This window comes from Myroides sp. N17-2 (genome assembly GCF_002286775.1).
GTDB lineage: Bacteria > Bacteroidota > Bacteroidia > Flavobacteriales > Flavobacteriaceae > Flavobacterium.
Map to the genome: position 1 here is coordinate 23,005 of NZ_NSGJ01000005.1, position 13,839 is coordinate 36,843.

Genomic DNA, 13,839 nt, shown 5'->3' on the forward strand with positions numbered 1-13,839 from the left:
TTGCCTCGGTTCAAATATATAAATTGGATTTACACATGAAATTATTAGAAGGTAAAATCGCTATTATCACTGGTGCTACTAGAGGAATCGGTAGAGGAGTAGCTTTAGCATTTGCTCAACAAGGAGCAAGTGTTGCATTCACATATAGTTCTTCTGCACAAGCGGCTGTAGAATTAGAACAAGAATTAGCAGCTTTAGGTGTTAAAGCAAAAGGATATCAATCAAATGCAGCTGAATATGTAGCAGCAGAACAATTGGTAGAAGAGATTTTAAAAGAATTCGGAAACATTGATATTTTAGTAAATAACGCAGGTATTACGAAAGACAACTTATTAATGAGAATGTCTGAAGCTGATTTTGATGCAGTAATCGAAGTAAACCTTAAGTCTGTATTTAATATGACTAAAGCTGTTCAACGCACAATGCTTAAAAACAGAAAAGGGTCTATTATCAATATGAGTTCTGTAGTAGGAGTAAAAGGTAATGCTGGACAAGCTAACTACGCTGCTTCTAAAGCTGGAGTTATCGGATTCTCTAAGTCTATCGCATTAGAGTTAGGTTCTCGTAACATCCGTTGTAACGTTGTTGCTCCTGGATTTATCGAAACAGAAATGACAGGTAAACTTCCTGAAGATGTAGTAAAAGGATGGAGAGATGCTATTCCATTAAAACGTGGAGGTACTCCTGAAGATATCGCAAATACTTGTGTATTCTTAGGTTCTGATATGTCTGCTTATATCACTGGTCAAGTGATCAACGTAGACGGTGGAATGCTTACTTAAGATTCACACAGTTATAAAATATAAAAGCTATCTGAGTAATCAGGTAGCTTTTTTTTGGTTTATAGTGAATGGTTAACAGTGGACCTACATCATAATAAACATATAATAACATTTGTCATTATCTGATACTTGTTCGTTTTCGTAAAACTAACTGTCCGATAATGAACATATGTAATCTTTAAATAAATAATAAGTTGTTGTTGTTGAATGGATTATGTGCTTATGGGTGTTTGGTGTGTAATTAGTAGTAGTTTATAAAAGTAATTGTAATCAAACTGCACTCCTATGAATAAAAAATACATTAGTTTACTAGCTATTTGCTTTAGCTCTTTTATTAGTCAGGCTCAAGTGCAAGAAGTGTCTAAAGATACTTTGAATACAGAGTTGCAAGAAGTGCTTATTCAAAGCCTTAGAAAAAAGCAGTATATCGATAAAGCAGTCTATACCTTTGACCAAGATGCTTTAGATAAGGCTAGATATGCTAAAGACTTACTAACAACTCTTCCTACGTTAACCTTAGATCCTGTAAGTAATACTGTTCAAAGTATTAAAGGCGGAACTACCTTGTTTTTAATTAATGGAATCGAGGCAAGTGATAACCAAATGCGTACTATCGAACCTAAGAATGTAGTGCGTGTAGAGTACTATGATGTACCACCTACACGATGGGCAAATAGGGCTAGTCAAGTAGTGAATATTATTACTCGTAATCCTGAGAATGGTTATGTGTTTGGAGCTGATGCTATTACTGCGTTAGATACTGGTTTTGTCAACGGATCTGCATACTCAAGTGTTACTAAAGGAAAAAACAACTTCGGAGTAGATTACTCTATTAATTTACGTGACTATAATAACAGAGAGAATAAGAACTCTACTGCTTATAAACTTAATGATATTGATTATCGAGCTGAAGAATTCCGAAAAGATAAGTTTGGATATACGAATCAAGATATTGTATTTAGATACACAAATACTGATACAGATAAATACACCTTTCAGGCTAAGGTAAATATTACCTTAATGGATCAGTTTAACTATACGGATGGACAAAGTCTATTCTATAAGAATAAGCAAGAAGAGGATCACAGTATCTACAGACATAACAATAAGAAATATACGATGCCTTCGTTAGACTTGTATTATTCTAAAAAAATAACAGAGAAAGATGAATTGTCATTCAATGCCTTAGGTACTTATTATACTACTCGTTCTTTTAATTTAGATAAGGAGTGGCTGAGTGGTACGGCACAGGATGTATTTAATAACGAGACTATTCTAGAGACGAAGCAGAGCGGTTTTGTAGGAGAGATAGCGCATAGTCATAACTTCGGAGTATCGAAGCTAAATTCAGGTTATCGCTTTAGTATGGATGAAGTTAAATATGATTTGACTAATTTAGAAGGGTATTCTAATTACACGACTACTTTCACACAGCAATATCTTTACACAGAATTTGTCGGTAAAAAGAATGGCTGGATGTATCGCCTAGGTGCAAGCTTAAACAATATGCGAAACTCAAGCCCTGAGCATACACAAGATACGTGGGTGTTCACTCCTAAAGTGCTTATGGGGTATGAGATAAATAATAAACAAAGTATTAGATTGTCTAGTACTTATAGACCTAGAGCGCTGACAAGTGATCAGTTAAGTAGTAATGTGATACAACTACAACCCAATATCGTACAGACAGGTAATCCATATTTAAAAGTTCAACGTTCGTTTATTAACTCGGCGAATTATTCGTTTAATTCGAAGTACTTTGATTTAAATGCTTCATTCTCTTATGATTATTTAAAGGACTTTGTGAATAGTCGTTATGTATTGCAAGATAATAGATATGCACTGACCTATGTAAATGATGCTAATATGCAACAGTATTCACTAGGGGTATACGGATCTATAAAACCTTTTGGGACACAGGTATTAGTGCTTAAGGTAAATCTATATCCAACGTGGGAGAGCATAAAGACTGTAGAAGGGGATAAACTGACTAATAATTATATAGGCAATAGTTTCACAGTATCGTCGTCTTATAAGAATTTGTTTTTATCTTATTCATTTAACATCCCTGTTTATTCATTATCTGGTGTGATGCTTAGTACTAATGAGAATGCAAGTAATCTATTCGGACAATATAAACTAAACAATTGGTCATTCACAGCGGGAATGTTGTTTATAGGAATGCCATCGGAGTATAAGAGCAAATCACTGTCAGAGAGTTTAGTACAAAAAAGAAGCCATACCCAAATCTGGAATAATAAGAATATGTTTATTGTAGGGATAGGATATGATTTCTCAGTAGGGAAGAAGACTAATGTTAATCGAAGTCTTCAGAACTATACTAAGGGAGCTGCGACGTTTTAATACTAATTAATTTTATACTATGAAGACAGTAAAAAAATATTACTTTATACTGATGATGTGATCAGCTTGAGAATGTCTATAATTATAATTTACAACTATACAGTCTTTTTCTCAATTGTGTTTGCACTGCGTTCGTAATTGAATTGAACACAGTACGTTAGTGTAAATATTCTTTTGTTTTAAATAGTAGGTATATGTATCTTTATAGAAACTAAGAGAATGAGGGAAAAGAATCTATTCATAATACTGATAAGTTTAATGCATTAAAACAATATTATGACAACAGAAGAAAGAGCTAAAAGAAAAGATCGTAAAAGGATTAGAACTTGCTTATCAAAATATGGTCGCTTTCAAGAAAGAAAAAAACAGTAAAATAGTTGTAATACGAGATGGGAAGATAGTTAAGTTAAACCCTTAGTATTTGCGTGAATATAATATATAAAAGCTATCTGAGTAATCAGGTAGCTTTTTTTTGGTTTACAGTTTGTGCTGATCTGTACTCAGCACAATAATCTACATCCCTAATCCCTTCCCACTATTTTTGTTATACTGAGAAAGTCTGTGAGAGCTTAATATATGAGAAAGAACTCATCAGGAACTCCACAATCCTTGCGGTGTATTTCCACACAGTAGCCACAATACACATCCCCGCTTGGCGAAGGTAAAAAATTCCTAATTCTCTTACTCTTTCAGCTGTATCGCTAATATCTCACCTGTAGCACAGACCACACCATTAGCTTCTAGTGTCATATCCACCCATACTTTACGTCCTTCGATACTGCGAAGTCTTCCTTTAAGCGTTAGTTCCTCTCCCATAGGAGTAGAAGCCTTAAAGTCTACCTTAAGTGATGCCGTTACACATCTTACAGGGATAGTGCCCTCTAGAGGAATCTCATTATGTCTACATAAGAATGCCGCTGCAGATCCTGTGCCGTGACAGTCTAATAGCGATGCCACTAATCCACCATACACACTACCTGGGATAGCGGTATACTTAGCATCAGGAGTGAAGTGAGCGATAGTCTCATCACCCTCTAAGTATGTTTTTAATTGATGTCCATCAGGATTGTTCTTACCACAGCCATAGCAGTGCGCTAAGCTCTCAGGGTATAAGTCTTGAATTGCTTTTGTCATAATAGTAATTGATTGGTTGGTTAAATACAAATAAACCTAAATTTAATGAGGAAGTCAAATAATATAGCTATATAATGCTTTTCTAATCTCAATCAAGATATCCCTTCCATTCTTGCCACACAGTGCCTAATCCTTGCGGTATATCAGCAGTGTTCTACCTCAGGAGGGCTTTTTCAGCACGAACACCTCAAGTATGGTACTATCATTGGGCTATGAAAAAGTAGGATGTCAAAGAACGAAGTAGAATTCTATGACAGCAAAATTAGCGATCCTCAAAACAGCATTTTTTCAAAAGGGAAATATCTTCCACTTTTTGCCTTTTTTTGACAAAAAAGACCACTTTTTGCTCTTTTTTAAATTGTAATATATTGATTTTAAATGTTTTGATGTATTTAAAAGTAACATTCCTTCGGAAGGCGTTCGGAAGAGTTCAGTACTTGTTCGGACGGAGGGGGTGTTTTCCGAAGAACTCTCGGAGTCTTCTACAACCCTTCCCGAACAAAGTGTGTTTTAAACTCTGTGAGTCTATGTTGTCACTAGGATAGGAGGAAGTTCGGTAGTTGAAGAACTAACATTTTGAGAATAATAAAAGACCATCGTTAATATTCTCAAGTAAAGAATAATTGGAAAAAGTAGCCTATTTCATAAGCTAAAATGCGAAGTATTTTTTATCATATGATAAAAAATTACCTTTTCTAAATCCCAATCTTTGCATCCTAAAAATAGGACGATAACGAATACCAAATATAATTAATAAATACAGATAAAATGGAAAATAGAGGACCTATTTCTCAATTTATGGCGCATAACTACCGCCATTTCAATGCGGCGACAGTAGTAGATGCCGCTCAGGGATTTGAAAAGTTTTTAGATGAAGGAGGGAAGATGCTTATTTCTCTTGCAGGTGCGATGAGTACTGCTGAGTTAGGGATCTCATTAGCAGAGATGATTAGACAAGATAAAGTGGCTATTATCTCGTGTACAGGAGCGAACTTAGAAGAGGATATTATGAACTTAGTAGCGCATTCTCACTATAAGAGAATACCTAATTATAGAGATTTGACGCCACAAGATGAGTTAGAATTACTAGAGAATAAATATAACCGTGTGACAGATACTTGTATTCCTGAAGAAGAAGCATTCAGAAGAATACAATGCCATATTGAGAAGATTTGGAAAGATAGTGAAGCGGCAGGTGAGAGCTATTTTCCACACGAATATATGTATAAGTTATTATTAAGCGGCGTGTTAGAAGAGCATTATGAGATCGATCCAAAGAACTCTTGGATGCTTGCTGCTGCCGAAAAAAACTTACCAATCGTAGTTCCTGGTTGGGAAGACTCTACGATGGGGAATATCTTCGCTTCGTATGTGATCAAGGGAGAACTAAAATCTAGAACAGTAAACAGCGGTATTGATTATATGGTTTGGCTTGCTGATTGGTATAAGAACAATGCAGTAGACCACGGAGTTGGTTTCTTCCAAATCGGAGGGGGAATCGCAGGAGATTTCGCAATGTGTGTAGCACCGATGTGGGCACAGGATTTAGAAGATGACTCAGTATTAAGATGGAGATACTACTGTCAGATCACTGACTCGACTACTTCTTTTGGATCATACTCAGGATGTATCCCTAATGAGAAAATCACTTGGGGAAAACTAGATGTAGACACTCCTAGTTACGTAATCGAATCAGACGCTACTATCGTAGCACCATTAATATTCTCGTGGGTATTAAAACAATAAATATGAAAGAGCCTTAGGGCTCTTTTTTTGTGGGATGGTGTTTGTATAATGAAGATGTGGTTTGGGTGACACGCAAGATATTGCGTCTGTACCTTATGTAGATGGTGGAACTTCATTATGTAAATCACGTTCTGTCAGCACGGTGTGGATGTGGATTGTGGTTACTGTGTGGGGCGTATAGTAATACGCCCGTACCGTGGTAGATGTGACCTGTGGATTTGGATTGTGGGGCGTATTTGCCTTTGCGCCGCCTGTCCCATTCGCTAAAACTGTCCACAGGACACTTTTTTAATGCTCTGCCCTGTCTATACTGTGGTAGATGTGGTTTGTGGAGTTGGAGAGTTGTGATGAAGTTGGCTTATAAAAGACAATTACGTTGAACAAAAAACCAAAAATAAAACTTAACAACATTTCCGTAACTATAATTTAACCTAGGCTTATAATTGAGTGGATGTATTGAGAGTACTTTTACAGCCATATACAAGTTTATATATTATATATGCGTTGGTTATTACTCTTATTATTCGTCCCTTTTTTATCATTGGGACAAAGTGTTCACTTTAAAACGATTACTACACGAGACGGTCTGTCTAATAATTCTATTAACTGTATTGCTAATCACACAGACGGATCCGTATGGCTCGGTACGTGGGATGGGTTAAATCTCTATGACGGCAAGCAGATAAGAGTGTTTAAACACAATCCTCAGGATAATAACTCTATTGGCGGGAATGATATTTATGCTTTATTAAGGGATAAGCAAGACCGTTTATGGATATTAACAGATGGTAAACAACTGAGTCTTTATTTAGACAATAATACGTTTGAGAACTTCAGTTTTAAAGGGATTCCACATGTATTAAGTATAGATGCAAAGGGAAATATACTCGTGCAGTTAGATACGAAACAGTGGTATAGGTATGATGGGGAACGCTTTATTATTGCTCACCAAAAGCAAGCTGGTGAAGTGTCTAAATACCTAGTGTCTGATGCGCGTAAGAAATCACCTCAACACGCTGATAATGCTGTATTCTTAGGTCATATAAGAGAATATTTTAGCGAGTTAACCATCAATGCGATAACGACTGAAGAGAATGGCAATATCTGGATAGGAACTAAAACGCAGGGCATCTATCTTGTGAAGAAGGTCGGTCAGTCGTACCATATTATAGAGCATCATAAAGTAGATCCACAGAATCCGTTTAGTCTTTTGAGTAACGAGGTTATGGTTTTGCACAACGATAAATATGGCAATATCTGGGTAGGGACTAAAGATGGTGGGGTATCTATCTTACCACGTATTAATGCAAGTGTCGATTATATCTATGCACATCCATCAAAACAACCTCATCTGCCTTATGAAACCATTAGAGCTATCGCTGTAGATCAGTTAGGAGGTAAGTGGCTTGGGTATTACACGCAGGGATTATATTACCAAAAGGACAAAAACAGCCCATTTAAACCTATCCTCATTCGCAAGCAACAGGAGAACGAAGATTGGAAACGAGTGCGTAGTATTTACGCTGATACGCAAGGAGCTATTTGGGTGGGGACTTATGGTGGTGTGGCTAGAATTAAAGGGGATAAACAAGAGTTTTACCAAGAGGGAAGTACTCCTCATTTTCACAAGAATAGAACATATACCTTTGCAGAAGATGCTAATCACGCCTTATGGATGGGGAGTTGGGGAGGAGTGAGCAAGTTTAATATGCTGACGCATACCTTTGAGCCGATTATCAATCAAGATAAATTGAGTAAATATCATATCAGGCATATTTCTATTCTAAATAATCAATTAATCTTATCAACAGAGGAGCACGGCGTAGTCTTTTACAACTGTCTGTCAGGAGAGATAAATACACTAAATCAAACCAATGGTTTACTTGGAAATAGTGTGTTCTCTACTTATGCAGATGCTTTTACAGGAGACTTGTGGGTAGCGACATTAGGGGGGATATCGGTATTTGATACAAATAATAAGTTAAAACAACAGATTAAAGAAGAAGATGGTCTGCCAAGTCATTTGATTTATAGTTTGACTCCCTTTAGAGAGGATATTTGGATTAGTACCACGAAGGGAATTGCAACAATAAATAAGAAGACCTATGATGTACTTAACTATAGTAATTATATAGGTTGGCAAGGATTAGAGTTCTCTGAAGGGGCATATAGTCAAAACAAGGCAGGCTTGCTACTTTATGGAGGGAACAAGGGATTGAATATCATTGACCCTGCACAAATTAATCAGTATGATAACATCCCACAGTTTAAGGTGTTGTTTAATGGGATGAGCGTGTCTAATGAGCATATCGTTCGCTTTAATCCGGAAGAGAATAAACTACAATTGGCTTTATATCCCATTGGTTTTAATCAATATCCTATTAATCAGTTTGAGTATAGAATTGTTGGTTTGTTTGATGATTGGAGAGCCTTGCCACAGAAGGAGATTCACCTAGATGATTTAGATCACAAGTTTTACCGCATAGAGATAAGGGATACTGTAGATAGTGAGAAGAAAGTTATTTACGCATTGTCTTTTGAGATAGAGAAGCCTTATTTTTTACAACCTTACTTTATTATTGCTTTTGTAGTCTTATTAGGACTGCTTATTCTATGGCGTGTGCGTGTGAAACAACGAGCAACGCGCAAACGCGAGGTGGAGTTAAAGAAGCAAGTTCGAGATCGCACTCGTGAGGTAGAAGCGCAGAAGACTAACCTAGCAAATAAGAATAGCCAATTAAGCGAGTTAAATCAAGCGATTAAACAGCAGCAAGAGGAATTGTTGGCATTACACAGCAAGCTAAAGAATGAAGATATCGAGATGGAGAACTTCAGGATATTCTTGCTTTCACGTATTAAGAAACCCATTGTCAAAACACTTGCTACTTTAGAAGAGCTAAATGTAGAAGCAAGTAAGAAAGAGGAATTGGTCAAAGTCTATGATCTAGTAAGAGAATGGGATTATATCGAGCAGGTTAACGACTTTGATAGCGGTGAGTTAGTAAGTGTTGATTTGTCTGTCTTTATAGAATATCTACGAGAAGAATGGTCTACAGTGAGGGAGAAGTTTGGCATTACTTTAAATATTGAGAATGACTTAGTATCTAAATGGGTAGAGGTAGACCTGCTACGCATTAAGTTATTACTGCGCTATTTGTTATTTGAATGCTGTAAATATATGGATGCAAATCAGGTAGTAAATGTGCGATTCTCTATGAGAGAAAACCTAGTATGCATAGATATTCAGTCTGATAGTAAGACACTATTGACTTTTTGGAATGACAACAGAAGCTTTAGCCCTTATTACAGAGCCTTTGATTCTCTATTGCAAATTTTAAAAGGAACTATTGAAGGGAATGAGATAGATACTTTTCATCTTGGGCTGACGATACCTGTGCTGTGTTCTTCTAATGAAAGCAAGCAGGGTAAAGAGGCAAATTGGAACGAGTTTTTAGAAGAACTTCAAGTCTTGCCAAAAGACAAGATGAATATATTAGTGTATTCGAAAGAAGAAGATAAGCCTATCGTAAAGCAATTAATAGGGTTTAATCAAGAGGTTAATATCGTGTACAACCACAGTGTTAGTAGGGTAGTGGGGAATATCGAGCATTATAAGTATGATGCGTTAGTGCTGTATAATACTTCCTTATCAGATCGCTCTCTATCCCTGTTCTCACAGGTTAAGAAGTATGCTCAGAAGCAACGTCTGATTATCTTTTATATAGCTGAAGAAGTAGATTACTTCCTTCAAGAGCAATTAAGTCAATTAGGGGTGAGTGATTTTATCCATCTACCTGTGAGCAAATCTACTCTAGAGAATAAGATCTATAAGCGCATTCGATACGATAAGGAAAACAAAGAGAGTAATACTGTCCTGTGGAAGACAAATCTGTCTGAGGATATCGCTGCACATCTATCTCCTAATGAGAAACTGTTTAGAAAGGGGATGAAGATTATGAATGCACAGTTTAGCGATGCGGGGTTTGGCATCGAGCAGTTGACCTCTGACTTGGGCATCTCAAAGATGAAATGCTATAGATTATTTAAGGAGTTCTTAGATCAATCACCATTAGAAATACTAATCGAAATGCGATTACAGAAAGCTCGCTTACTCATAGAGAAAGGAGACTTGACGATATCTGAGGTTGGTTTTGAATGTGGATTTAACGACCCTAAGTATTTTAGTAAATCGTTCAAGAAACGATATGAATGCAGTCCTTCTTATTTTAAAAGTGAAGGCGCGGCGCTATAATTAGGAATTTAAAATTAGGGATTAGGAATCTGTGCCTTCGGCATTAGGGAATATCTATTTCGCAATCGATATAAGGTACAGACGCACTGACTAGTTTTTTTGTGATTTTGTTTTTTCGGTTTTTTGTTTTGCCTTTCAGGCATGAGGTGAAGAGTATTCTGTTTTTATTAGAGAAAAATAGCCTTTTAGAAGCTAATTTCATTACAACTTCCCAACATTACGCTTGTGTGGATTTGGTAATCCGTGTGAAACATCACCTCCACACCTCCACAAAATCACGACATCACACCTCCACAAAATCACAAAAAAAACAACATCACAACATCACGTCAGTGTTAACTAAAGGTTATTGTACAAAATAGACACTATTCTGATACAAGATTAGGGGATAAATGAAAGAAATGTCTACTTCACTGAAAGATTAATACCCCTAATTTTTGCCAAGTGGAAGTACTTTCGAAAGTGAAATATCAATGTAATCAAACTTATGAAAAGACATTTCTTAATCTGGATGCTATGTATAGGAGGCAGCACATTCCTACATGCACAAGTAATAGTAAAAGGTAAAGTAACAGGTAAAAGCGATGGCTTACCAGTTTCTTTTGCTACAGTAATCGCTAATAAGGATAATTCTACTTGGGCAACAACAGATGCCGATGGTAATTTTATGTTAGAGCTAAAAGCTGATGCAGGTACCTTAGCTGTAGAGTATTTAGGATATCAACCTAAAACGATTAACTACAAAGGTGCACAACTAGTAAGTATCGTGCTTGAGCAAGATAGCAATATTTTAGATGAGGTAGTACTAATCGGTTATGGAGCTTCTAAGAAGAAGGACATTACGACATCTATCGCTACAGTGGATAATATCGATAAGCTAGCTTCTAGACCTGTGTCTAATTTAAGTGATTTCTTACAAGGGCAAGTAGCAGGGGTAACTGTTACACAGCAAGGTGGAGATCCATCAGGTACGAGTAAGATGGTTATTCGTGGTTCAGGTTCATTAGCCAACGAGGCACCACTTACTGTAGTAGATGGGGTTCCTTATTATGGTCCTGCGATTAGTCCTAATGATATAGAGTCTGTATCGATCTTAAAAGATGCTGCTGCAGCTGCTATCTATGGAGCACAAGCTGCTTCTGGGGTAATCGTGATTACAACTAAGAAAGGGGTAAAAGGTGATCCTAGTGTTACATTGAATATGTATACAGGTTTCTCTAATGCTACTAATCTACCTACACCGCTAGATGCTAAAGGTCAGGCTTGGGCGTATAATACCGCTGCTGACAACTCTGGTGCACCTAGACAGTCTGCTCATAATGCAGCACTTAATCCTTGGGGACAAGAGACTAGAACCAATTGGATGGACGAGATATTTAGAACAGCGGCAATGTATAATGCTGATGCTAGTATCTCTGGAGCTACAGATAAAAGTAATTACTTAGTATCATTTGGTTATAACAAGAAAGAGGGGACACTTGTCGGAACTTTCGCAGAGCGTTATAACTTCAGAGTAAAGACAGATACTAAACTTACAGATAAAGTTACAATAGGAGAGAATGTATATTACTCTAATACCAATGCCATAGGGACTAATACAAGTAGTTCTTACTCAGGAAGTGTGATTAGTGCTTTATATATGCCTTCTGCGGCGCCTGTATATGATGCAAATGGAAAGTTCGGCGGTGTAGTACCTCACGAGTTGGCTCAGTTTGCAGGAGCATATGGAGATGTATTTAATCCGGTTGCGTTGTTATTAAGACCTACCACGTCTAATCCTACTAATTTTCTAAATGCCAATGTATATTTAAACTATGAAATCGTAGATGGGCTATCGTTCAAAACATCTTATAGCTTTGATTATACAAGTAATAAATACAAGAAGTTTACACCTAAAGCACCTGAGTTAGGGAGAACAAACTTAAATAACTACTTATTTGAAAGTAATTACGAGAAAACACACTGGATTTGGGATAACCAAATAACATATCACAAGACTTTTGGCAAGCACGATATTAATGCTACAGCTATTCACTCTGCTCAAAAAACGAACTATGATTTCTATTCTATACAAGGGGAAGGTTTTAGTAGTGAAGAGTCTTTTAATCAATATATGGGGAACGCCTCTATTATGCGTAAGCCTGTTACAGAAACATATGAGGATGCATTGACTTCTATCATCGGACGTGTGATGTATAACTTTGACGATAAATACTTTTTATCAGGGAGTTTACGTAAGGATACTACTTCACGTTTAGCTAAGAATAATCAGTCTGAGGTATTCCCTTCTGCTTCTGTGGGGTGGAGAATTTCTCAAGAGAATTTCTTTAATGTACCTGCGATTAGTGAGTTAAAACTAAGAGCGTCTTGGGGACAGATTGGTAACGTTAACTCAGTGGGTTATTACTCTTTTGACGTGCCATTGAGTACTACAGATATCATTATGGGGGAAGATGGTATGCTAACAGGTAAGGGAACTTACATCAATAGACAGTCTAACCCTAACCTTAAATGGGAAACATCAGAGTCTGTGGATATCGGAGTAGATGCAGCATTCTTTAATGGGCGTTTAAATTTGGTAGCGGATTACTTTAGCAAGCGTACGAAAGGGATGATTATTCCTGGATTAGAAGACGCTCACCACGGTACTGCAGCAGCAGATGTTAATGGAGGGGAAGTATTAAATAAAGGATTAGAGTTGTCATTAAGTTATAATGATAATATCGGTGATCTTAACTATAAGTTGTTTGGTAATGTGAGTTTCTTAAAGAACGAATTAGTGAATTTGAACGGATATAATCAGAGTGGTATTAACTATATCGCACACACAGATAATGTGAGAGGTATCTTATCTCCTTATCGTTCTGTAGTGGGTAAATCACTTTATTCAACTCATTTGGTTCCATATTTAGGGATCTTCCAATCACAAGCTGAAATAGACGCTTACAGAGGAAAGAACGGTAATTTAATCCAACCTAATGCTAAACCTGGAGACTTCAAGTTTGCTGATTCTAATGGGGATGGCAAGATAGATAATAATGATAAAGAGTTTATGGACGCTTATATGCCTAAGATCACTTATAGCTTTGGTTTAAACCTAGAGTATAAGAATTGGGATGTGAGTATGTTCTTCCAAGGGGTAGGTGATGTGAAGGTATTTAACGGATATAAGTTCACTGCTTATAACGCTTCATTACAAGGATATAACCTAGATAGTAGAGTACAGAATGCGTGGACACCTGAGAATACAAATACGAGTATCGCAAGATTATCTACTAAAGATGACAATCAAAACTACGGTACTACTTCTAGCTGGTATTTAGAGGATGCGTCATACTTGCGCTTAAAGAACTTAACGATAGGATATACTTTACCGAAGAGTATTATGAATGCCTTATCTACTAAGTCTAACTTGAGAATCTTTATGTCAGGAGATAACTTATTTACTATTACAGGATATAAAGGTTTAGATCCTGAAGTAGGTGGAATAGGTCTAGATGTAGCTACATATCCTATCTCTCGTACCATATCAGGTGGTTTCTTATTTACTTTTTAATCCAT

General features: G+C 36.7%; 6 protein-coding genes. 5 read left to right on the top strand and 1 reads right to left on the bottom strand.

Annotation, left to right across the window (positions count from 1 at the left end; all coding sequences use genetic code 11):
* Nucleotides 1–35: 35 nt before the first annotated feature.
* Entirely contained in the window at nucleotides 36–782 is a 747-nt protein-coding gene (gene fabG, locus CF599_RS03460) for a 3-oxoacyl-[acyl-carrier-protein] reductase (RefSeq protein ID WP_121964654.1), read from the top strand.
* A gap of 285 nt (nucleotides 783–1,067) precedes the next feature.
* Nucleotides 1,068–3,146, top strand: coding sequence for an outer membrane beta-barrel protein (locus CF599_RS03465; protein ID WP_121964655.1), 2,079 nt, complete (start codon nucleotides 1,068–1,070; stop codon nucleotides 3,144–3,146).
* Between the two features lie 681 nt (nucleotides 3,147–3,827).
* On the opposite strand, the gene CF599_RS03470 is transcribed toward CF599_RS03465, so the two are convergent.
* A complete protein-coding gene (locus CF599_RS03470) occupies nucleotides 3,828–4,280 on the bottom strand; it encodes a PaaI family thioesterase (protein ID WP_121964656.1) in 453 nt (150 codons plus the stop codon).
* Nucleotides 4,281–5,048: 768 nt separating this feature from the next.
* On the opposite strand from CF599_RS03470, the gene CF599_RS03475 reads away from it, so the two are divergent.
* The 3 genes from CF599_RS03475 (at nucleotide 5,049) to CF599_RS03485 (ending at nucleotide 13,834) form a co-directional block, all read left to right on the top strand.
* Nucleotides 5,049–6,026 (top strand): deoxyhypusine synthase family protein, encoded by a 978-nt coding sequence (locus tag CF599_RS03475; RefSeq protein WP_121964657.1) that lies wholly within the window; start codon nucleotides 5,049–5,051, stop codon nucleotides 6,024–6,026.
* A gap of 499 nt (nucleotides 6,027–6,525) precedes the next feature.
* Nucleotides 6,526–10,278: an AraC family transcriptional regulator gene (locus CF599_RS03480; protein ID WP_121964658.1), complete on the top strand. Its 3,753-nt coding sequence runs from the start codon at nucleotides 6,526–6,528 to the stop codon at nucleotides 10,276–10,278.
* A 487-nt stretch (nucleotides 10,279–10,765) separates the two neighbouring features.
* Entirely contained in the window at nucleotides 10,766–13,834 is a 3,069-nt protein-coding gene (locus CF599_RS03485; RefSeq protein ID WP_121964659.1) for a TonB-dependent receptor, read from the top strand.
* Nucleotides 13,835–13,839 lie beyond the last annotated feature (5 nt).

Bases quoted from the DNA above. Each gene is read 5' to 3' on its own strand.
- fabG (WP_121964654.1), top strand. From the start codon at position 36: ATGAAATTATTAGAAGGTAAAATCGCTATTATCACTGGTGCTACTAGA.
- CF599_RS03465 (WP_121964655.1), top strand. From the start codon at position 1,068: ATGAATAAAAAATACATTAGTTTACTAGCTATTTGCTTTAGCTCTTTT.
- CF599_RS03470 (WP_121964656.1), bottom strand. From the start codon at position 4,280: ATGACAAAAGCAATTCAAGACTTATACCCTGAGAGCTTAGCGCACTGC.
- CF599_RS03475 (WP_121964657.1), top strand. From the start codon at position 5,049: ATGGAAAATAGAGGACCTATTTCTCAATTTATGGCGCATAACTACCGC.
- CF599_RS03480 (WP_121964658.1), top strand. From the start codon at position 6,526: ATGCGTTGGTTATTACTCTTATTATTCGTCCCTTTTTTATCATTGGGA.
- CF599_RS03485 (WP_121964659.1), top strand. From the start codon at position 10,766: ATGAAAAGACATTTCTTAATCTGGATGCTATGTATAGGAGGCAGCACA.